This window comes from Acinetobacter sp. V89_4, assembly GCF_029967875.1.
Lineage (GTDB): Bacteria > Pseudomonadota > Gammaproteobacteria > Pseudomonadales > Moraxellaceae > Acinetobacter > Acinetobacter oleivorans.
On the sequence record NZ_JASCAI010000020.1, the window covers coordinates 59,041 to 81,581 of the forward strand.

23 protein-coding genes are annotated in these 22,541 nt (G+C 38.2%); 5 read left to right on the forward strand and 18 right to left on the reverse strand.

All coding sequences use genetic code 11. The annotated features are described in order from the left end of the window. Nucleotides 1-130: 130 nt before the first annotated feature. The 9 genes from QLG01_RS07795 to QLG01_RS07835 all read right to left on the reverse strand — a co-directional run bounded on the left by QLG01_RS07795 (nt 131) and on the right by QLG01_RS07835 (nt 9,204). On the reverse strand, nt 131-826 hold the full coding sequence (locus tag QLG01_RS07795; protein ID WP_005306795.1) for a methionine ABC transporter permease: 696 nt from the start codon (nt 824-826) through the stop codon (nt 131-133). Further along, entirely contained in the window at nt 823-1,848 is a 1,026-nt protein-coding gene (locus tag QLG01_RS07800; protein ID WP_005306792.1) for a methionine ABC transporter ATP-binding protein, read from the reverse strand. Before QLG01_RS07800 ends, QLG01_RS07795 begins: the two co-directional genes overlap by 4 nt. A gap of 75 nt (nt 1,849-1,923) precedes the next feature. Continuing rightward, complete coding sequence (locus QLG01_RS07805; protein ID WP_005306789.1) at nt 1,924-2,796, reverse strand: MetQ/NlpA family ABC transporter substrate-binding protein; 873 nt, start codon at nt 2,794-2,796, stop codon at nt 1,924-1,926. Between the two features lie 481 nt (nt 2,797-3,277). After that, entirely contained in the window at nt 3,278-4,561 is a 1,284-nt protein-coding gene (purD, locus tag QLG01_RS07810; RefSeq protein ID WP_013197324.1) for a phosphoribosylamine--glycine ligase, read from the reverse strand. 124 nt (nt 4,562-4,685) lie between these two features. Continuing rightward, nucleotides 4,686-6,260: a bifunctional phosphoribosylaminoimidazolecarboxamide formyltransferase/IMP cyclohydrolase gene (gene purH / locus QLG01_RS07815; RefSeq protein ID WP_013197325.1), complete on the reverse strand. Its 1,575-nt coding sequence runs from the start codon at nt 6,258-6,260 to the stop codon at nt 4,686-4,688. Nucleotides 6,261-6,345: 85 nt separating this feature from the next. Continuing rightward, entirely contained in the window at nt 6,346-6,615 is a 270-nt protein-coding gene (fis, locus tag QLG01_RS07820; RefSeq protein WP_001086304.1) for a DNA-binding transcriptional regulator Fis, read from the reverse strand. 376 nt (nt 6,616-6,991) lie between these two features. Further along, the gene (locus QLG01_RS07825) at nt 6,992-7,837 is read right to left on the reverse strand and encodes a DUF3426 domain-containing protein (protein ID WP_151767628.1); all 846 of its coding nucleotides are present in this window, start codon (nt 7,835-7,837) and stop codon (nt 6,992-6,994) included. 12 nt (nt 7,838-7,849) lie between these two features. After that, nucleotides 7,850-8,755: a 50S ribosomal protein L11 methyltransferase gene (gene prmA / locus QLG01_RS07830; RefSeq protein WP_282496180.1), complete on the reverse strand. Its 906-nt coding sequence runs from the start codon at nt 8,753-8,755 to the stop codon at nt 7,850-7,852. 155 nt (nt 8,756-8,910) lie between these two features. Further along, entirely contained in the window at nt 8,911-9,204 is a 294-nt protein-coding gene (locus QLG01_RS07835) for a lipase chaperone (protein WP_013197328.1), read from the reverse strand. A gap of 231 nt (nt 9,205-9,435) precedes the next feature. On the opposite strand from QLG01_RS07835, the gene mnmG reads away from it, so the two are divergent. Further along, nucleotides 9,436-11,316 (forward strand): tRNA uridine-5-carboxymethylaminomethyl(34) synthesis enzyme MnmG, encoded by a 1,881-nt coding sequence (mnmG, locus tag QLG01_RS07840; RefSeq protein ID WP_282496181.1) that lies wholly within the window; start codon nt 9,436-9,438, stop codon nt 11,314-11,316. A gap of 376 nt (nt 11,317-11,692) precedes the next feature. On the opposite strand, the gene QLG01_RS07845 is transcribed toward mnmG, so the two are convergent. After that, the gene (locus QLG01_RS07845) at nt 11,693-12,700 is read right to left on the reverse strand and encodes a WYL domain-containing protein (RefSeq protein WP_282496182.1); all 1,008 of its coding nucleotides are present in this window, start codon (nt 12,698-12,700) and stop codon (nt 11,693-11,695) included. A 228-nt stretch (nt 12,701-12,928) separates the two neighbouring features. Between QLG01_RS07845 and QLG01_RS07850 the strand changes: the two genes are divergently transcribed. Genes QLG01_RS07850 through QLG01_RS07865 form a run of 4 tightly spaced genes read left to right on the forward strand, consistent with a single transcriptional unit; the run spans nt 12,929 to nt 16,631 of the window. Next, the gene (locus tag QLG01_RS07850; RefSeq protein ID WP_199987763.1) at nt 12,929-14,479 is read left to right on the forward strand and encodes a circularly permuted type 2 ATP-grasp protein; all 1,551 of its coding nucleotides are present in this window, start codon (nt 12,929-12,931) and stop codon (nt 14,477-14,479) included. A 22-nt stretch (nt 14,480-14,501) separates the two neighbouring features. Then, a complete protein-coding gene (locus tag QLG01_RS07855) occupies nt 14,502-15,098 on the forward strand; it encodes an alpha-E domain-containing protein (RefSeq protein ID WP_282496183.1) in 597 nt (198 codons plus the stop codon). A 2-nt stretch (nt 15,099-15,100) separates the two neighbouring features. Next, nucleotides 15,101-15,880 carry a transglutaminase family protein gene (locus QLG01_RS07860; RefSeq protein WP_282496184.1) on the forward strand — a complete coding sequence of 260 codons (780 nt, stop codon included), beginning with the start codon at nt 15,101-15,103 and terminating at the stop codon, nt 15,878-15,880. Nucleotides 15,881-15,896: 16 nt separating this feature from the next. Continuing rightward, the gene (locus QLG01_RS07865; RefSeq protein WP_282496185.1) at nt 15,897-16,631 is read left to right on the forward strand and encodes a proteasome-type protease; all 735 of its coding nucleotides are present in this window, start codon (nt 15,897-15,899) and stop codon (nt 16,629-16,631) included. A 60-nt stretch (nt 16,632-16,691) separates the two neighbouring features. Here QLG01_RS07865 and alr read toward each other — a convergent pair whose 3' ends face one another. From alr to cyoC, 8 genes are all read right to left on the reverse strand, one after another. Next, on the reverse strand, nt 16,692-17,762 hold the full coding sequence (alr, locus tag QLG01_RS07870) for an alanine racemase (RefSeq protein WP_282496186.1): 1,071 nt from the start codon (nt 17,760-17,762) through the stop codon (nt 16,692-16,694). Nucleotides 17,763-17,794: 32 nt separating this feature from the next. Further along, nucleotides 17,795-19,240 carry a replicative DNA helicase gene (gene dnaB, locus QLG01_RS07875; RefSeq protein ID WP_004791451.1) on the reverse strand — a complete coding sequence of 482 codons (1,446 nt, stop codon included), beginning with the start codon at nt 19,238-19,240 and terminating at the stop codon, nt 17,795-17,797. Nucleotides 19,241-19,439: 199 nt separating this feature from the next. Further along, nucleotides 19,440-19,886 (reverse strand): 50S ribosomal protein L9, encoded by a 447-nt coding sequence (gene rplI, locus QLG01_RS07880; protein WP_004700828.1) that lies wholly within the window; start codon nt 19,884-19,886, stop codon nt 19,440-19,442. A gap of 8 nt (nt 19,887-19,894) precedes the next feature. Then, nucleotides 19,895-20,122 (reverse strand): 30S ribosomal protein S18, encoded by a 228-nt coding sequence (gene rpsR, locus QLG01_RS07885; RefSeq protein ID WP_004791454.1) that lies wholly within the window; start codon nt 20,120-20,122, stop codon nt 19,895-19,897. 11 nt (nt 20,123-20,133) lie between these two features. Then, nucleotides 20,134-20,517 (reverse strand): 30S ribosomal protein S6, encoded by a 384-nt coding sequence (rpsF, locus tag QLG01_RS07890; RefSeq protein WP_004791455.1) that lies wholly within the window; start codon nt 20,515-20,517, stop codon nt 20,134-20,136. Nucleotides 20,518-20,702: 185 nt separating this feature from the next. Continuing rightward, nucleotides 20,703-21,581, reverse strand: a complete 879-nt coding sequence (gene cyoE, locus QLG01_RS07895) for a heme o synthase (protein WP_282496187.1) — start codon at nt 21,579-21,581, stop codon at nt 20,703-20,705. Nucleotides 21,582-21,591: 10 nt separating this feature from the next. Beyond that, nucleotides 21,592-21,921: a cytochrome o ubiquinol oxidase subunit IV gene (locus QLG01_RS07900; RefSeq protein ID WP_004643325.1), complete on the reverse strand. Its 330-nt coding sequence runs from the start codon at nt 21,919-21,921 to the stop codon at nt 21,592-21,594. Continuing rightward, nucleotides 21,921-22,541 carry a cytochrome o ubiquinol oxidase subunit III gene (gene cyoC / locus QLG01_RS07905; RefSeq protein WP_005306751.1) on the reverse strand — a complete coding sequence of 207 codons (621 nt, stop codon included), beginning with the start codon at nt 22,539-22,541 and terminating at the stop codon, nt 21,921-21,923. Before cyoC ends, QLG01_RS07900 begins: the two co-directional genes overlap by 1 nt.

Genomic DNA, 22,541 nt, shown 5'->3' on the forward strand with positions numbered 1-22,541 from the left:
AATGAATAATAATGACTAAGTCTGATCATACCAGAAAATGGTATTGAGCCATGTACTCAACTATCTTTAAGAAAAGAGTTGTATAAAACAAAAAAAGCCCTCTAGAAGAGAGCTTTTTTGTATGGATGACTTAACGGAGTTTAGCGAGCCAGTTTCCTAGCGTTTGTACAATCTGTACTAATAGTAATAGGATAATGACTGTTAAAATCACAACGCTGGTATCAAAACGTTGATAACCATAAGAAATCGCTAAATCACCAATACCACCTGCACCAACTGCACCAGCCATAGCGGTTGCACCGATAAGACTGATTGTCGCTGTTGTAAGGTTTAAAATGAGCGAACTGCGTGCTTCAGGCAAAATAAAGCGATAGATAATTTGCCAAGGTGTAGCACCCATTGCTTGAGCAGATTCAATAATTCCTTCATTGACTTCAAGCAATGAAGTTTCAATCAGACGTCCCATATAAGGACCAACATAAATAGTCAATGGAACAATAGCTGCCCATGTACCAATTGAAGTACCTACTAACAGCTTAGTAAGAGGAATCACTGCAATAAGTAAAATAATAAAAGGGAGGGAGCGTAAAGCATTTACAATTGGATTAAGTAAATGATAAATCACTTTATTCGGTAAAATGCCATCTGGACGGGTAACTAATAAAATAATTCCCTGAATAAATCCCCAAATACCACCAAACAAAAGTGCGAAGAAAACCATATTAAAGGTTTCTTGCAAAGCTGTAACGAATTGATCAATAGAAAGGGAGCTGTGCCAGAAAGGTTGAGTAAGTTCAGTTAACCATTGTACGATTAAATCTCTCATACTTGATCTCCTGATTGAACTACACCTACTTCATTTTGTTCCAAAAACTCAATAGCCTGCTTAATTAGCTGAGGATCACCTAAAAGCTGCACAAACATTTGACCAATGACTGTGCCATTAATTTCAGTCATGTTGGCAAATAAAATATTTAAGCTAATATCGAATTGTTTAATCAGTGACTGAATTACAGGTTCTTGAGCAGAACGCCCTAAAAACTGTAAACAGTAAATACTATGATGATGCTGGTTTTCAAGCTGATTTAAAATGTTCACAGGCAACTGTTGATGTAAAACAGTTTGAATGAAGTTTTTAGTCGTTGGATGTTGAGGTTTACTAAAGATATCAATCGTTGAACCTTGTTCAATGACTTTACCTGCTTCCATCACAGCCACATGATCACAAATAGTTTCGATAACATCCATTTCATGGGTCACCATAACAATCGTGATTTTTTGCTCTTGATTAATTTTCTTCAGCAGTTCTAAAACTGATTTGGTAGTTTGCGGATCTAGAGCAGAAGTTGCTTCATCACACAAAAGAATTTTTGGATGATTTGCCAAAGCACGGGCAATACCGACACGTTGCTTTTGTCCGCCAGAAAGTTCATCTGGGTAAGCATCTTTTTTATGCTTAAGATCAATGAACTCCAATAACTCATTCAGGCGTTTTTCACGTTCTACCTTATTGTAATTCAGTAGGCGCATTGGCATTTCAATATTTTCAGCAACTGTCTTGGTTTGTAGCAAATTGAAGTGCTGGAAAATCATTCCAATACTTGCACGTTCCTGACGTAATGAGCGCGCATCCAAAGCGGTGAAATCTTTCTGATTAATAATGATTTGACCTTCTGTTGGTCGCTCAAGTAGGTTGATCAGGCGGATTAAGGTACTTTTACCTGCACCACTATAGCCAATGATGCCAAAAATACTACCCTCTGGAATCTCTAAATTGATTTCGTCGAGTGCGCGTATGGTTTGACTTTTGAGCTGATAGTGCTTTGAAATGTTTTTAAATTGAATCATATCTTCAGAAACTATGCTGGAAAGAAAAAACAGGCAAAGAGAATTTGCCTGTTTCACGTTTGGGCTATTATATTACTATTTAGCTTCTGAGAGATAGCTGATTGGTTTGTCTACGTCAACTTTTGTTCCACCAAAGTGTTCTTCAATGTATTTTTTAACAGCTGCATTGTGGTAAAGCTTACCAACTTTTTGCAAGACAGGATCATTTTTACGTGATTCAGCAGTTGCTAGAACGTTGACACTAATTTTTGAGATTTGATCAATAGGTTCATAGAACATAGAATCTTTGAGTACGTTTAAACCTCCCTCGAGTGCTATGGTATTATTTAATACAACTGCATCAAATTCATTTTTAAGACGTAATGCAGTTTCCATTTTGATTGGTTTGATGTTGATCTTTTTGGGATTTTCGATAACATCAATTGGACTGCCTTGAATAGGATTAAAGTCAGCTTTAAGCTTGATTAAGCCAGCAGTTTGTAACAAGAGTAGCGCACGAGATTCGCTGGCAGCATCATCCGGGATTGAAATAATTGCACCTTCAGGAAGTTCTTCAATTTTTTTGTATTTACTTGAATAAATCCCCATTGGCTCAATATAAGTGGTAGAAACCGCTGCAATCTTATCCGGGTTTGAATTATTAAATGCAGTAAGATAAGAATAAGCTTGGAATGCGTTCAAATCTACTTCTTTATTTGCAATTGCTGTATTCATTGAAACGGAGTCTGTGAAGTTTTTCACTTCTAACTTTAAGCCAGCAGCTTGGGTTTCAGGTAAAGTTGCGATATAACGCCAAATATCAGCATCTGAACCTGTAGAGGCAATTACTACCTTTTGTACTTTGGAACTATCATTGTTTTGTTCGGCTTGTTGAGCATTTTCTTGTTTGCTACATGCTGTCAATAATACTACTGACATGCTTAAAAAAAGGCTGATCAGCTTTTTCATTTAAAAAAGTCCTAAGATATAGAACAATAAAGATTGATCTATATCAATATGAAAAGAGAGGAGTTGAAATTACAACTAGTCTAAACTCTGTGATCTTTTTCTGGGGTTCCATAATTTGCTTGCATATTTTGGCTATAACAGAGGGTAATTGTTTAATAAACAAAAACTGTTTCCCCAAACAGTTCATCCCCAACAGTAGCCAAACGAGCATTCATAAATTTAGAATATTAAAAAACTCTCTACAGTCATAATGTGTAGAGCAAGTCTTTATGGAAATTATTAAAACAGCAGTGTCTGATGACAGTTACAACGTATGCTAATGATATCAATAAAAGTATGCTTGATATAGGGGGCTTCTTTTTATTTGTTGATATCTTTAGCAAAATTTTAAAGATTTATACGATTTTCTTATATCGTGATACGTAATAAAAAAGCCTCTATATAGAGGCTTTTTTATTAGCATTTTAAACTTGTAGGTTTTTTAAGCTTTTTCACGTGCAATTGCGCGGTAGCCAATGTCATTACGATATTGCATACCAGTAAAGGTAACTTGACCACATACTTCTAGCGCATTAATTTGTGCTTCAAGAACGCTGTCGCCCAATGCTGTTACGCAAAGAACTCGACCACCAGAAGTCACAATGTGACCATCTTCACGAGTTGCAGTGCCTGCATGGAAAATTTTAGTATCTTCAGGTGATTGTCCGATACCAGAAATTACATCACCTTTGCGTACGCTATCAGGATAGCCTTCAGCTGCGAGTACAATACCGATTGACTTGCGTTCATCCCATTCAGCTTCTTTTGGTAAATTACCAGCAATACCAGCTTCTACCAATTCCACAAGAGATGATTTTAAACGCATCATGATCGGTTGAGTTTCAGGGTCGCCAAAACGACAGTTAAACTCGATCACACGTGGTTGGCCTTGTTCATCAATCATTAGACCAGCATATAAGAAACCAGTGTAAACATGTCCATCAGCAGCCATACCATCAACAGTCGGACGCATGATTTCAGTCATAACGCGTTCGAAAATGTCAGAAGTTACCACTGGAGCAGGAGAGTAGGCACCCATACCGCCGGTATTAGGACCTTGATCGCCTTCAAAAATACGCTTGTGATCTTGTGAAGTTGCCATTGGTAAAATATTTTTACCATCAATCATACAAATGAAAGAAGCTTCTTCACCCGCAAGGAACTGTTCAATCACAACGCGTGAACCAGCATCACCAAATTTGTTGCCAGCAAGCATGTCATCAATTGCTGCAAAAGCTTCTTCGTTGGTCATTGCAACGATTACGCCTTTACCAGCAGCAAGACCATCAGCTTTAATTACAATTGGTGCACCATTTTTTTCAACATATGCTTTAGCTGCATCTACTTCAGTGAAAACGTCATAGAAAGCAGTTGGAATGTTGTGACGCTTTAAAAAGTGCTTAGCAAATGCTTTTGAACCTTCAAGCTGCGCTGCATATTGAGTAGGTCCCCAAATTTTTAAACCTGCTTCACGTGCAGCATCTACCACGCCATTAACTAATGGTGCTTCTGGGCCAACAATAATAAGATCAACATTATTTTCTTTAGCAAAAGCAATGATTGCTGAGTTGTCTAAAATATCAAGTTGAACATTAACACATTTGTCTTCTGTTGCAGTTCCAGCATTACCTGGTGCAACAAAAACTTGAGTAACATTGGTATCTTGCGCAATTTTCCATGCTAAAGCATGTTCACGACCACCACTACCTAAAACTAAAATATTCATTTTTAATTTGTTCCTTAACTTTAATCCTTTTCATCTCCCTCTATCCCTCAAGTTGGAGAGTTAGCTCCATTATTGTGGAAAACCCTCCTGAATAAAAGGAGGGTTAGGGAGGACTAAATTTAAATTAGTGGCGGAAATGGCGCATACCAGTGAAGACCATTGCAATACCAGCTTCGTCAGCTGCTGCGATTACTTCTTCATCACGCATAGAACCACCTGGTTGAATAATGCATTTAATGCCAGCTTTAGCTGCATTATCAATCCCGTCACGGAACGGGAAGAATGCATCAGATGCCATTACAGCACCTTCAACAACCAAACCTGCATGTTCAGCTTTGATGGCAGCAATACGAGCTGAGTTAACACGGCTCATTTGACCTGCACCAACACCAATAGTCTGGCGATTTTTCGCATAAACAATTGCATTTGATTTTACATATTTCGCAACTTTCCAAGCAAAGATGAGGTCATCAATTTCTTGTTCAGTTGGTGCGCATTTAGTTACTACTTTAAGATCATCTTTAGTAATCATACCTAAGTCTTGATCTTGAACTAATAAACCGCCATTAACGCGTTTGTAGTCAAGTTGTGGTGCACGTGCATCAATCGCAGGTAATTCGCCACATACTAAAACACGTACGTTTTTCTTAGCGCCAGTAACTTCAAGCACCCCATCAGCAATACTTGGAGCAATAATCACTTCAACGAATTGACGGTCAACGATTGCTTGAGCAGTTGCAACATCTAACTCACGGTTAAATGCAATAATGCCACCGAAAGCAGATTCTGGATCTGTTGCATAAGCTAAATCGTAAGCAGCTTTAATGCCGTCTAAAGAAACAGCAACACCACAAGGGTTAGCATGTTTTACAATTACACAAGCAGGTTTTGCAAATGATTTAACACATTCAAGTGCAGCATCTGTGTCAGCAATGTTGTTATAAGACAATTCTTTGCCTTGTAACTGTTTTGCTGTAGAAACTGATGCTTCTTTTGCATTTGCTTCAACGTAAAATGCAGCAGATTGGTGTGGGTTTTCACCGTAACGTAGATCTTGTGCTTTGTTCAATTGAGTATTGAACGTACGAGGGAATAAATCAGCTTCACCTTCGGTCTTACCAACGCGAGCGCCTAAGTAAGAAGCGATCATGCCATCATATTGAGCAGTATGTTCAAATGCTTTAACAGCTAAATCAAAACGTGTTTCATAAGAAAGTGAACCAGCAGTTTTTAATTCATTGATTACGGTGTCGTAATCTGAAGCATTTACTACAATACCTACAGAAGCATGGTTTTTAGCAGCTGCGCGAACCATTGTAGGACCACCGATGTCGATATTTTCGATTGCATCAGGAAGGGTACAGTCAGGTTTTGCAACTGTCGCAGCGAATGGATAAAGGTTTACAACAACTAGATCAATCGGATCAATGTTGTGTTCTTCCATTACTGCTTCGTCTAAGCCGCGACGAGCAAGAATACCGCCATGAATTTTTGGATGTAATGTCTTAACACGACCATCCATCATTTCAGGGAAGCCAGTATGTTCAGATACTTCAACAACTGCGATGTTATTATCTTTAAGCAACTTGTATGTGCCGCCTGTAGATAATAATTCTACCCCTAAAGCTGCAAGGTTTTGAGCAAATTCGACAATTCCTGTCTTATCAGATACAGAAATCAAAGCACGTTTAATAGTCATGATGTTTAATTCAACAATTTCAAGTCTACGGATTAAAACCAATAAGCATAAAAAAATGCCCACGAAGTCGTGAGCATTTTATCATTTATTCACTCATTAAACCGTGAGCTTTTAACTTTTTACGTAAAGTGCCACGGTTGAGTCCAAGAATCTCTGCAGCACGGGTTTGATTACCACGTGTATATTCAAGAACTACAGATAAAAGAGGTTTCTCCATTTCTGCTAGCACCATGTCATATACCTGAGATGGTTGCTCACCTTGCAATTGTGCAAAATAATGACGAACTGCGCGATCCACGTGGATGCGAAGAGCAACATCAGATTGTGCAGTAAAAATAGGAGATTTGCTATTCATGCGAGTTAATCCGAAAATCAAATACTAACTTGGATAAAGTAGTATATAAATGTGGTCTAAAAATACGGAGTCCTGTTTTAGATCCTAAAACAGTGACTCTAAAACATAAGAACAATTAGCTTGCCATATTTCTTCGTATTGAATAAAAAATAAGCGTAACAATAGTTAAATATTTGTTACAGCTCCCTCAAAAACAAAAAAAGTTAGGCTATGTGCTTAAAGTAGAAAAGCACACATGCTTAACAGTATTTTTTTTGGATTGAGAGCGAGGAGTATATGAGTCAAAGCTTTCGTGGCGCGTATCATACCATTGTCTAGGAAAAAGTGAGCAAATTAACTGCATTTTTTTTTATTTTTTTTTCACTTTTTTTACATTTTAGGGGTGGACAATTTCTAATCGATAATTTAATAGGCTTTTTTTGCTTTTGTTTAGCTCAAATTGGAATCGGAAAGGAGTATCAGAGGGGATGCGCTGAATACCTCTTAAGTTTTCAACAAGATATTGTTGAGGAGTCAATATAATTTCTTCTGTTTTATTTGGCTCTGTTGAAAAACTCAACTTTAGGTTGGGAAGTTCAATACTTTTATCATTTTGATTAAGCAATATGCCTGAGAATTGCGTATGACTTGTGTCAACTTTGCGGAGTTTTAACTTTTCTATATAAATGAGTTGATATTGTTCGGCTGACTTATTGCAGTGCATTATTCCGCAAACATAATTAAACGCATGGCTAACGGTCGGGCTTGCATGCATGAGCTTAGGATTAAACCAGAGAATTTGAAAAGTAAAAACTAAAATTAAAATAAGGTTAGCAGAACTCCAGAGCGTGTAGTACAGCCAACTATGCTTTTTATTATTGTCTTGTTCTTGTGAGGAAGTTTGTTCAGCTAAATTAAGATTTGGTAGGGCGTTAATAGGTTCGTTATGAAAATAATTTAAGTTGTTGAGATAGGTTAAAAGATCAATATTCGAATTTTCAACTTTTTGATCGAAGATATCTAATACGTGCGAATGTGTCATATATCTCGTTTGCATTGAGCCGTTGGCTAATGTAGATGAGTTGACTATGACAGGATTTTCAATATTAATCAGATGGGTGAGTGCATTAAAGCTTGAATCACATTTAGGGCAACAAACCATACCCTGAGCAACAGTCAATTGAGTAAGAGATACTTTATAAACTGTTAAACACTTAGGGCAGCGGGTTTGTTTTTCATTCATGAGTTAAAAGTCTCAATTTATTGTTTTACGTTTTCCTGAAATGCGACACCAGTTCTCTTCGCGCTTTTCGACATCTAATATATCAAAAAATTCAGAATAAACACCTGAAACATCAGCAACTTGCTCTTCAATTACACCTGCGAGTGCGAACTCACCCTCAGATTTAATTAAATTTGCAAACTCTGGCGCAAGTGCCATTAATGGACCAGCCAAAATATTTGCAACTAGAACATCTGCTTGCTGAGGTTTGAACTCTTCATCGAATTCTTCAGGAAGGCCTACATATAGTCCATCTAATACCCCATTAAGTTCAGCATTTTGTTTTGTTGCTAAAACAGCTTGAGGGTCAATATCTGTGGCATATACTTTTTTTGCGCCTAATAATAAAGCGGCTACACCTAAAATGCCTGAACCACAACCATAATCAATCACGATCTTATCTTTGACGTCAGTTTTACCTAGCCATTGTAAGCATAAGAAGGTACTTGCATGGTTACCTGTACCAAACGCAAGACCTGGATCTAACTTAATATTAGTTGCATCTGCTTCTGGTGGCTCTAGCCATTCAGGTACGATCCAGAACTTTTCCCCAATTTGGATTGGTTCGTAATAATCCATCCATGCACGTTCCCATACTTGGTCTTCAAGTTCTTCGTGACGTATAGGAGCATCTGGAAGTTGAGCTTTTAAGAAAGCTTCTAAAGTGTCGACATCAATTGGGTCTTGTTCGTCTTGTTGATAGATGCCTGTCACGATTACTTTGTTCCATAAAGGCGTTTCACCTGGTAATGGTTCAAGTAAAGCCTGATCTTCAGCATCATCCAGAGTTACGCTTACCGCACCTAGAGACATTAAAAGTGTTTCTGTGAACTCAACTTGTTCTTGATCAACGGTAATGTGTATTTGTAACCACTTCACGAAAAGGACCTAAAAATTTTATTTAAAGGCGTATTGTAGCGGACTAGACCATTTTAAAAAAGAAAGCGGCTCATCTTTAATGAGCCGTCTTTGAAAATACTGATGAGATGTGGCGGAAAATAAATGACTTCTTCTCTACCTTATTTCAAAACTGCTTAAGGAGCAGGGGCTTTAAATTGTAGTTTACCGTTTTCGTTTGGTTCACAAGTACCATTAAAGGTTACACCATTATGGCTATAAGATACCCATTCACCTTGCTGTTTTTTTACACAAGCTCTAAGTTCTTTTTGCGCAACTGATTTGCTCGAATCTGCAGTATGACTAGCTGTTTTACTTGATTTAGCCGTATGAGTCGATTTAGCAGTATGATTCGTCGCAGCGTGGGTAAACGTTACGCCTGAAAAACAAAGGAGAGATGCGGTTAAGATTTTTAACATAGTCGTTTTCATTTTGTGTTCCTTCTCGTTGCGTTAATTTTAAAGTCGTAGAAGTGCTGTACATTTTTTATTCTAAGATGAAAAATTCTTAAAAACATTCACTTTGTATTGAATTCATGCAACAAAATGTCAAAACATGTGGAGTACCGTAAACCATGTGAAGACAATTTTGTAATTATGTACATCAATAAGCAGATAATTTTGCTATAATGTTCCGTCTTTTTTTTCTGGTGTTTTGTACTCATGCACTACCCTAAAGTTTATGATGTTATTGTTATCGGCGGCGGTCACGCAGGTACGGAAGCGGCCCTTGCTGCTGCGCGTATGGGACGACAGACTTTGCTTTTGACCCATAACATTGAGACTTTGGGCCAAATGAGTTGTAACCCAGCAATCGGTGGTATTGGTAAGTCGCATTTAGTACGCGAAATTGATGCACTTGGTGGCGCCATGGCTTTAGCTGCCGATAAAGGCGGTATTCAGTTCCGTATTTTAAACTCGCGTAAAGGTGCAGCAGTGCGTGCAACACGTGCTCAAGCTGACCGTGTGCGCTATAAAGCTGCCATCCGCGATACTTTAGAAAATCAAGCAAATCTTGATATTTTCCAGCAAGCAGCTGATGACCTGATTGTTGAAGGTGATACAGTTAAAGGTGTAGTTACCCAAATGGGTATCCGCTTTGATGCTAAAACTGTTGTGTTGACTACAGGTACATTCTTAGGCGGTGTAATCCACGTTGGTTTAGAAAAATCAAGCGGTGGTCGTGCTGGTGATCCACCTTCTATTGCACTTGCTCAACGTTTACGTGAATTAAAACTACCTGTTGGTCGTTTAAAAACTGGTACTCCACCACGTATTGATGCGCGTTCGGTTGATTTTTCAGTCATGATTCCACAGCCAGGTGATTTCCCGTCTCCGGTCATGTCATTCATGGGTGATGCTTCTATGCATCCAGAACAAGTAAATTGTTATATCACGCATACGAATGAAAAAACTCACGACATTATTCGTGGTGGTTTAGATCGTTCACCAATGTATACCGGTGTTATTGAAGGTGTTGGTCCACGTTACTGCCCATCAATCGAAGATAAAATTCACCGTTTCGCTGATAAAGACTCACATCAAGTATTTTTGGAACCAGAAGGTTTAGATACACACGAGCTTTATCCAAATGGTATTTCGACTTCGCTTCCATTTGATGTGCAGTTTGAGCTTGTTCGCTCTATTCGTGGTATGGAAAATGCGCATATTTTGCGTCCAGGCTATGCGATTGAATACGATTATTTCAATCCGCAAGCTTTGAAATTCACCCTCGAAACTAAAGCGATTAATGGTCTATATTTTGCTGGCCAAATTAATGGTACGACAGGTTATGAAGAAGCTGGTGCTCAAGGTTTACTTGCAGGTTTAAATGCTGCTCGCCGTGCGTGGGAGCAAGAAGAGTGGACACCTAAGCGTGACCAAGCTTACATGGGTGTGTTGGTTGATGACCTTATCACTTTAGGAACCAAAGAACCGTACCGTATGTTTACCTCACGTGCGGAATACCGTTTGATGCTACGTGAAGACAATGCAGATCAGCGTTTAACGACTGTTGGTCGTGAACTTGGTTTGGTTGATGATGTGCGTTGGGCTGCTTATTGTGAAAAAATGGAAGCGGTTGAGCGTGAAACCTCTCGTTTACAACATTTGTGGGCAGCACCAAATAACCCTATGGGTAAGAAATTCGTTGAGATGACGGGTGCTGACTTAAGTAAAGAATGTAGCGCAATTGATTTGCTTAAACGCCCTAATATTAGCTTTGGTCAAATTGCAGAACTTACAGGTTCTGAAGTTTCTGAGCATGTTGGTGAGCAAATCGAGATTGCTGTGAAATACGAAGGTTATATTAACCGTCAGCATGAAGATGTGGCACAGTTAAAGCGTCTTGAAGAAACTAAAATTCCTACCGATTTTGATTATGACGTAGTGTCTGGTTTATCTCGCGAAATTACCCAGAAATTAAAAACAGTACTTCCGGAAACATTAGCTCAAGCAAGCCGTATTCCTGGTGTTACACCAGCAGCTGTTCAGCTTGTAATGATCACAATTCGTAAAAACAATATGATTAAGAAAACAGCTTAATCATTTAAATGTAAAAAAGCCCAGTTAAGACTGGGCTTTTTTGTTTTCTGTTCAAAAAATATATGGAAACTTCCTAAGGAAGAAAATAGATTTCGCTTCCTTTTTTTCTTATTTCACATATTTCAGGTAGCCAGTTATATTAAATTCACGTTCAAACAAGAGGGCTTTAACCATGACAATGAAATCAATTCGCTACAATGGATATGAAATGGCATGCCAATGTTCATGTTCAAAATAGCGCAAAAGAAAGAGCAGATCAATTTTGTAGGGGGAGAACAGATTGATCTGAAACAACTATAAATATAAGAGACAATATAAAATTAAGAAAATTATAATTCAAAATCTAAAGAGAACCTTATGGTTCTCTTTTTTATATCTATTTATTCTCAGATTCAATTTCTCGTACAGCGTTGTGTACTTGAATTGGTTTGATATGCAGTAATTTTTTGCCAAAACTACGTAGCCACCACACAAGTTGAGATGTAAAAGGTACTGTTGCGGTAACTTCTACAATATTTTCTTCAAGTGGAATGATAGTTTGGTCCTTACTTAACTGACTTTCATAGAAAGTTCGAGCAGTTTGCTCTGTCATAGTTAATGTGAGTTGGATTGACTCAGTTGGCTGTTTATAGTCCACTCTGAAACCTAAAGCACCTGAATCAATATAATGATCAATATCAAAATTGACAGGATGCAGTGCTCGGCTATCTAAGACTTTTGCTGATTTAAAACGGTGCAAGGCAAACGTTTGAACTTCAGTTTTGTCATGCCGTGTGCAAATCAAATAAATTACTGCACCTTTTTGTACCAAAGCTAGAGGATTTAAAACATAAGTTTTGTCTTCACCTTGATTTACTCGAGCCTGATAAACACATTCAATTTGTTTGTCTTGTAGCAATCCTTCATAAATTGCTTGTTGAGCAGCACGGTCGACTACAGGTGGAATAAGTGGTTGGCTTGCTGGTACGATACGTACGCGGTTAATCCACTGTCTCACATTATTTTGTGTAGAGAGACTGCGTTTAGCTAAGTCAAACCAAGGCCCCATCTCATCAAGTAGACTAGGTGGAAGCAAGTGTTTAAGATGCTCCTCAACCATCATAAAGGTTACTGCCTGAGAGCTCGTCATGTGAGGTAAGCTCTGAATAGGCGCATCGGATTGCCACCGCCAGCCCTGAGGTACGGCCTTATTGCTTTCAATCGGAAAGCGCTGAGCAATTTGATTTAAATCACGCTGAATAGTCCTTAAACTGATATCAATACCTTCACGTTCAAGCATTTCTTGTAATTCCCGTGTTCCGATCCATTTACCGGTTGGAAGGCGCGACAAGATCTGCCATTGGCGATATAAACTATTCGAAGTTTCTTTTTCTATTACAGACATAAGCGTAATACATCTATATCCAATTGCTTTGGTGTCAACACAATAAAAAATCTTTACACATTTAGCAAGTTTGTCAGATTCGGTTTACTGAACCTTTTACAATCGATGTTAAGATTTGGAAGAAGAAAGTTATAACAAAACACCGTAAAAAATATTAAACATATATAAATGGCACTGAAATTGCTTATTTAAAAATGAAATATAGATAAATGATAAGACGAGGTGGTTATGTCAGAACAAGAGCATGAATTACATATTGAAAATGATTTTTTTATACAAGAGCAGACAACTACGGCACTCATTGACCCAACCTCTTTTTTAGAACATATTTCCGTACAAACCAATTTATTTGAACAGCTAAAATCAGAGTTTTTTAATGAGATGCTGGATGATGTGACATCAAATGGAGCGGCTTCTAAAAAAATTGAACAATGGTTGAGTATTCGTACTTTAGATGAGTTAAAAGAATTAAATGCTCAAGCGAAGCAGCATTTTCTTTATCATGGAATTACTTTTAACGTATACGGTGATAAAGAAGGTACAGAGCGAACGATTCCTTTTGATTTAATTCCACGGATAATTGAAAAAAAACAGTGGGAGAAAATAGCTTCGGGCTGTGCGCAGCGCGTTAAAGCATTAAATTATTTCCTAGATGATATTTATCATGGACAACATATTTTAAAAGAACAACTGATTCCCGAAGATCAAATCATGGGGAATGAGGCTTTCCAACCCCATATGCTCAAACATGCTTTGAAAGGTAAAATTTATTCACAAATTAGCGGAATTGATATTATCCGTGATGGAGAAGGAGAGTTTTTTGTATTGGAGGATAATTTAAGAACACCTTCTGGTGTGTCTTACATGATCGAAAGCCGAAACATTAGCCAACAATTGATGCCGGAGCTATGTGCAGCCAATAATTTACAGGGAATTGAGCATTATCCAAAACTTTTAAAAGAAATCTTGCAGGAGAATTCACCTGCGGATCAACCTTTTGTGGTGGTACTAACACCGGGACGTTTTAACAGTGCTTTTTATGAGCATGCTTTTCTGGCACGTGAAATGGATGTGCCGCTGGTTACAAATCGGGATTTATTTGTAGAAAATGATCAAGTTTTTGTCAAAACTATTCGCGGTCGTCAAAAAGTAGATGTAATTTACCGCCGTTTAGATGACGATTTTCTAGATCCTTTAGCATTTAGACCAGATAGTGCATTAGGCGTGGCAGGTCTTATGTCTGCTTATTTGCAAAAAAATGTGGTGATTGCAAATGCACCTGGAACTGGAGTGGCTGATGATAAATCTATTTATCCTTACGTAGACCAAATGATCCAATACTATTTGGGTGAAACTCCAATTTTAAAAAATGTACCTACTTATCAGTGTCGTAAAGATGAACATTTAGATTATGTACTGTCTAATTTAGATCAATTGGTTGTTAAAGAAGCACAGGGTTCAGGTGGTTATGGCATGTTAATTGGGCCTAAAGCTAGTTCGTGTGAAATTGATGACTTTAGGAAAAAATTAATCGCTACGCCTCATATGTACATTGCACAACCTACCTTAGCTTTATCTGTTGCTCCGACTTTAACTACAGGAGGGGTGGCTGAACGTCACATCGACTTACGCCCATTTGTATTGAGTTCACCTTATCGTACAGAAATAGTACCGGGTGGTTTAACACGTGTGGCTATGCAGGCTGGCTCTCTAGTCGTAAATTCGTCCCAAGGTGGCGGTATAAAAGATACATGGGTTGTCGAAACATTACATTCCTGATTGTGGGTTAAAGAGGAACTTTATGGTTTTACTCAATTCGAGTGCGCATCAAATATATTGGTTGGGTCGATATTTAATGCGAGTTAAATTCGCAGCTTCTCATTTACCTTTTACACAAGATGAGAAAGCAACAAAATTTGCAGCAGCATTTGGTTTGGTCATAGAAAATGCTGAATTACTAAATCACTATATGTTAGACAAGAAGCAAACATTTTCATTACTGAACCAGTTCATTATTGCTAAAGATAATATTCAGGGACTAAGAGGTATATTGTCATCAAAAGCTTATGCAGAATTAAATCATGTTATTAACACGCTTGAAGCTCAACCTGAAATCTTGAGAAAAGCTGTTGAACAATGTACTCAAATATTAGAAGCGGAAAATGAAGATGTTTGTTTATTTCTGCATTTAGGTCAAAAAATAGAGCAATTTGATATTGAGTTACGTTTTGGACAAGATTTATCAGCTCTTATTACTGAGCTAGATATTTTGGTGAAACGGCTTGCTGATTTAGGGTGGAAGACTATAGATCAAAATTGGCAAGTGCTGAAACAGCAACTTACGTGGGACGCTTATTATACTTTTACGCAGCAGTTGGAAAATATGTTTGAGGTCTAATTATGAAATTGATGGTTAATCATCAAACGCATTATAGCTATACGGAAACTGCTCAAAACAGTATTCAGTATATTAAAATGATGCCTCAAACATCACCGCATCAACATGTTATGAATTGGGCAATTAGCGTGCCGGGTGATAAAACGATCAAAAGGGACATATTTAACAATGTCTGGATGACGGCTAGTCAGCGCTATCAATACCAACATCTTACATTTATGGCTCAAGGGATTGTTGAGCTTCAAGATTTAGAGCTGGGTTGTGTAAATTTATCTACACCTACAAATTTGTTTTTGCAGATGACAGGTGCAACACGATGTGATCCAGAAATGTTGGATTTTGCTAGAAATATTGTAGTAGTCAAAGATCGACAGCATATTGCATTATTAAGTGAATATATTTTACAGAAAATACTTTATCAGCCTGAAAGTACTTCAGTTCAGACAACTGCAGCTGAAGCCTTTCATGCTGGAGAAGGTGTATGCCAAGATCATGCTCATGTTTTAATTGCAATGTGTCGTGCGCTACAATTACCAGCACGTTATGTCTCTGGTTATCTATTTGATCAAAACTATCCGCACCTTGCCAGTCACGCTTGGGCGGAAGTATTTGTAGAAAATCAGTGGTATTGTTTTGATGTAAGCAATCAGTTGTTTACACCCAAACATCATATCTACCTTGCAGTTGGCCGTGACTATCTCGATGTGGCACCTATTCGTGGTGTAAGAGAACAAGGTGGGGTTGAGAACATGATGTCTGTGGTTCAAGTGTTGGCATGTTGAATGTAAAGAGAATGAAATGACTTATTGTTGTGCGCTAAGATTGGAACAAGGTTTAGTGTTTATTAGTGACACGAGGACTAATGCAGGAGTTGACCATATTTCTGTGTTCCGAAAATTGCATACTTTCGGCGTTACCAGAGAACGTTTTATTGCTTTGCAAACAGCCGGTAATTTAGCCACAACACAAGCTGTTATAGGTCATTTGCAAAATGCGCTTACTTTACAGCAAGAGCCTAATTTATATAGTGTTAATACGATGTTTGAGGCAGCAGAACTGATTGGTAAAACTTTAAAAGCAGTTTTAGAGGATATTAGTTCGGACACCCAAGAACAAATGAATTACGCCTGTAGTATTTTGGTGGGTGGACAGATTAAAGGTGGTGACATGCAACTTTATAATGTCTATCCACAAGGCAATTTTATTTGCGCAACGACGGATACACCTTATTTTCAAATTGGTGAAAGTAAATATGGCAAACCGATTCTGGACCGGGCTTTATATTATGCAATGCCATTAGATGATGCATTACGTTGTAGTTTAATTTCTTTTGATTCAACTTTACGTTCAAATGTTTCTGTTGGTTTACCACTAGATGCGTTGATTTATATGAAAGATAGCTTTGTAATTCCGATGGGAAAACGAATTACAGAAGATGATCCTTATTTTTCACAAATCAGTCGGCAATGGTCCGATACTCTACGTCGTGGCTTACAGGAAATGCCAAAACCGACTGATGACTACTGGCGATAAAGTTTTGAATACTTAAATAAAAAAATCCAAGCATGCTTGGATTTTTTTATATTTTATTATTTAACTACTTTTACGAGTAGGGCGATTGCTTAGGCGACAGAGTAATTCATATCCTATCGTTCCGTTTGCATCCGCAACATCATCCACTAAACGGTGTGCACCCCAAAGTTCGACTGGCGTATCTAATTTTACTTGCATACCTGTCACATCGATTGCAAGCATATCCATGCTCACTCGGCCTACAACTGCACAGAGCTGTTTATCAATAGCGACATAGTTCTGTTTAATATAAGCTCGTGGGTAACCATCACCATAGCCTATAGAAACAATTGCGATATCCATTGCTTGCTTTGCACAAAAGGTGGAGCCATAACCGACATGCTCATTAGTCTGAATATGGTTTAGTGCAATGACTTCTGCTGAAAAAGTCATGACTGGTTTTAAGTCAAGATCATGGACTTTTTTATCTGCAAAAGGTGAAGCGCCGTAAAGCATAATACCTGGACGAACATAATCAAAATGTAATTCGGGCCATTTATAAATAGCAGCAGAGTTACAGCAAGATGCTAAAACAGGATCACAAGCTTGTTTAACTTGTAAAAATTGTTGCTTTTGTTGTTCGTTAAGCGGGTGCTCTACATCTGCATTTGCGAAATGCATCGCTAGCACACAGGTAAATCCTTCAGCTTTTAAAATTTTAATAACTTCAATAATTTCAGTAACTTTAAAGCCTAAACGGTTCATGCCGCTATTAAGCTTAACCCAGACTTTTAAACCGTGAGCGATGTATTTTTGCTTATGTTTAATTAACCATTCAAATTGTTGTTGATGGTGAATCACACATTCAAATTGTTGTTCAATTGCAATTGGCATTTCATCTTCAGAAAATACCCCTTCAATTAAAGTAACAGGTTGTTGAAATCCGAGTTCACGAATTTCTAAACCTTCTTGTAGGCAGGCGACACCAAAGGCATCTGAGGCATTTAAGGCTGCTAAACAGTCTTTGATTCCATGTCCATAAGCATTAGCTTTCACCATACTTACAATTTTTGAATTTGCTGCGAGTTGTTTGACACGGTTTAAATTATATTGAAGCGCATTGCGATCAATATAAACTGTTGCTTGGCGCACCCTCATTTACTCCTTTGTGCTAGAGATAGAGTTTATTCTTCATCATCATATTGGCTGTAATACTCAGGAGAGAGATTACTAAATCGAGTATATTGACCTTCAAAGGCAAGACGGACTGAACCAATTGGACCGTTACGCTGCTTACCAATAATAATTTCTGCGGTACCAGCTTCTTTCGACTCTTTGTTATAAACCTCATCACGGTAAATAAACATAATTAAGTCGGCATCCTGCTCGATCGCACCAGATTCACGTAAGTCGGACATTACTGGGCGTTTATTTGGACGGTTTTCCAGACTTCGGTTGAGCTGGGAAAGTGCGATAACTGGGCATTGCATTTCTTTTGCTAATGCTTTCAAACTACGTGAAATTTCTGAAATCTCACCTACACGGTTATCACCCATGCCAGGAACTTTCATAAGCTGCAAGTAATCGACCATGATACAACCAATTTTGCCATCATGCATTTTAGCAACGCGTCGAGCACGGGCACGAAGTTCCGTTGGAGGTAGGGCAGATGAGTCATCAATATACAAATGCATTTGTTGAAGTTGTAAAATGGTACCAGTCACCTTGGTCCATTCATCTGCATCTAAGTTACCCGAACGTAAATGTCCTTGGTGAACTTTACCCATTGCGGAAATAAGACGCATCGCAATAGAGTCTGCTGGCATCTCCATAGAGAAAACCAGAGCGGGTAACTTGTTATATTGCAAAACACTTTCAACCAAATTCATGGCAAAAGTAGTTTTACCCATCGATGGACGTGCAGCAACAATAATTAAGTCACCAGGCTGCATACCAGATGTTTTATTATCAAGTTCTAAGAAGCCTGTGGTTAAACCTGTAATATTGCCATCGAGTTTTGAGAGTTCATCAAGTTTACTAATTACATCGGCGGTAACAGAGCTAATAGATTTAGGACCTGCATCCTTTTTATTGTTATTGTGCTGTTCTGCTAAAGAGAAAATACTTGTTTCGGCCAAGTCTAGAATTTCACTAACACCACGACCTTTTGTGTCATAAGCATTTTGTAAAATTTCCGTACTAACTTTAATCATGCTACGAAGCGTAGAGAATTCTTTAATTTTACTGGCATACGTTTCTAAGTTATAGAAACTTGATGGTGAATCAGCCATAAGCTGCATTAAATACTCTTCGCCACCAATTGCATCGAGTAAATTTTGTTTTAAGAGCCAGTCACTTACTAATACAGCATCATAAGGAGAGTTTTCTTGTGCTAGTTTCTCAATGGCACGATAGATATATTTGTGACGTGTTGCATAAAAATCATTTTCTTTTAATAAGTCGCTGACTTGTTCAAAAGATTCGGCAACTGTCATTAAGGCCGCAAGAACAGCCTGTTCAATGGCTAAATTGTGTGGGGGAGTGCGAAACTCTTTAAGTTGGCCTGATTCACTCGTCTTATTTTCTGTTGGAGATGAAAGAGTTAAAGAAGTGGCATTCGCCTGAGACATAATTAGACCTGATGATAAAGAAAGATGTACGCAAATAGCCTGTGAGGCCGAGAACTATCTTAAAACAAAATGAAATAAACTACCTAATTAAAAAACCAATTAAACTAAAGAACTGATCAGGAATTAATATATCTTATTTTAAAAATAGGGCGCATAAAAAAAAGAGCATGCAGAAGCATGCTCTTTTTTTGATGAGAAATTACTCAGATACGATAGTAACGAGAACTTCTGCAACAACATCATGGTGCAATTGGATTGCGATGTTGAATTCACCAGTGTGACGAAGCGCGCCATTCGGTAAACGAACTTCTGCACGGTCAACTGTAAGACCAGCATTCGTTAAAGCGTCAGCGATGTCACGAGTACCGATAGAACCGAAGAGTTTACCTTCGTCACCAGCTTTAGCAGTGATAACGATGTTAACTTCATTCAATTGTTCAGCACGTGCTTGAGCAGCAGCTAAAATTTCAGCTTCTTGCTTTTCAAGTTCAGCGCGACGAGCTTCGAAAGCAGCAGTGTTAGCTTCAGTAGCTGCAACTGCTTTACCTTGAGGGATAAGGAAGTTACGGCCGTAACCAGCTTTAACTGATACTTTATCGCCTAATTTACCAAGGTTCTTAATGCGTTGTAATAAGATAACGTCCACAGATCACCTCACTTATGGTTGTCAGTGTACGGAATCAAAGACAAGTAGCGAGCTTGCTTGATAGCAAGAGCTAATTGACGTTGATAACGAGCTTTAGTACCAGTGATACGGCTAGGAACAATCTTGCCGTTTTCAGTGATGTACTGTTTTAAAGTATCGATATCTTTGTAGTCGATGTACACAACATTCTCAGCTGTAAAGCGGCAGAACTTGCGACGACGGTAAAAACGTGCCATTGATGTTCTCCTTATTCAGCGTCTTGAGCAACTTGCTGTGCTTCTTCACGTTGAGCTTTACGCGCACGCTTTTCTTCAGCACTTTTAGCAAGCAATGACTCTTCAGTGATTGCGTGTTCACGACGAATGATAAGGTTACGAATGATCGCGTCATTATAACGGAACAATTCTTCTAACTCATCAAGTGTAGTTTGACCACACTCAACATTCATAAGAATGTAGTGCGCTTTGTGAATTTTGTTAATTGGGTAAGCCAATTGACGACGGCCCCAATCTTCTAAACGGTGAATTTGACCTTCAGCTTCTTTGATCTGAGAGATATAGCGTTCAACCATACCTACAACTTGATCGCTTTGATCTGGGTGTACTAAAAGTACGATTTCGTAATGACGCATTGTCAGCTCCTTACGGTTTAAACAGCCCCTAATAAATAAAAAAATTAGAAGCAAGGAGTCATAACTTGAAAGTTATGCCGCAAAATTTGCGAAGGCTGAATTATAAGTAAAAGTTAGACTAAAAACAAATCTTTTGATGAGAAAAGTAAAACTTCTTTACTATCGAGGAGGAAATCCTCCCTTATTTAAAAGAGAGGAAGATTTGGAGCAGGGGATTGATAGGTAAAGCTAAAGCTCAAACTTAACAGGGTAATTAATATGACCGAGTAAAGGAAAAAACGTTTAGCCCAAAGTTGGTCATTTTCAGCTTTAAAGCCAATAATTGATAAATAGAACCAATACGCTGTTAATGCATTAAAAGTTACTAGAAAAAATATATTGGTATAGCCAAAACAATATAAACCATTCAATACGGCTGCAAACAACACAATATAAATGACACACTCTATTTTCGTACGATAAATAGAACGTGCAACAGGCAGAATGGGGATTCCCGCATTTTTGTAATCGTCAAAACGATAAATAGCAATTGCCCATGAATGTGGCATTTGCCATAGCGCGTAAGCTAAAAACAAAAGTAAAGCGGCTACATCAAAATGATGAGTTACTGCTGTATAACCAATAACAGGAGGGCTCGCTCCGGAAATACTACCAATGACGGTTTGATGGATTGAGGTGCGTTTTGTCCACAAACTATAAAAACCGACATAGACAACAAAACCAATCATTGCAAACAAGAAAGCGTAAGCATTTACACCGAACCACAAAATACTAAAACCGATAAGTCCAAGAACAAATGCATATATAAGTGCAACAGTAGGAGAGATGGTTTTTTTGACTAATGCACGGTTTTGCGTGCGCTGCATTTTTGTGTCGATGTCTTGGTCTATCACATTATTTACAACACAACCAGAAGCGACAACTAAAGTTGTTCCAAGTAAGGTGAGTAGTAATAATAAGATGTCTATAGAGCCTTGGGCGGCTAAGAAAAAGCCGCCCAAGGTGGTAATGAAATTACCGAAGAGAATTCCTGGTTTAGTCAGGAATAGATATTTTTTCAACATGACAATCAGTTTAGATCATCATATTGTAGTGAAGGTAATTCATAATCCACACAGAACCGATTAAAAGCACAGCGATACATAAGATTGTGTAGATGAATGCAATCATATTCCAGCGTTGTTCAGATGATGTATTCATGTGTAGGAAGTACACAAGTTGTACAAGAACCTGAGCAACAGCAGCGATAGCAATTACTGTAACTAAAATTCCACGACTGAAACCGCCCGCCATCACCATCCCGAATGGGATGATGGTGAGGATAACAGAAAGGATAAATCCAACAGTGTATTGCTTAAAGTTACCGTGTGACGCACCTGCAGCATTATGGTCATGACTACTCATTAGAGAACTCCCAGTAAGTAAACGACGCTGAATACACAGATCCAAACGATGTCAAGGAAGTGCCAGAACAAGCTTAAGCAAGCTAGACGACGTGTATTCGGTAATGTCAAACCTTTAGTTTTGATTTGATACATCAATACCAACATCCACACTAAACCAGAAGTTACGTGGATACCGTGTGTACCAACCAAAGTAAAGAACGATGATAAGAATGCACTGTGAGTTGGACCATGACCTTCTTCTACAAGGTGATGGAACTCATAAAGCTCCATTCCAATGAACGTTGCACCAAAAAGGAATGTAATAAATAACCAAGTGATAACTTGATTCACATTCTTTTTATAAGATGCAAGTACAGCAAAACCGAAAGTTACCGATGAAATCAATAAGGCAAATGTTTCAGTTAAAACGTAACCTAATGAATCATGGAACAGGTCATATGCACTTGGAGTTCCTGGTGGAATATGACTGCTTAATACAGCGAACGCAATGAAGAGTGATCCGAAAAGAATCAAGTCACTCATCAAGTATGTCCAGAAACCAAAGACCGTTAAGTCAGTATCATCATGTTCATGATGACCATCGTGGCCGTGGTTGTCGTGATGAAGTACTTCAGCCAT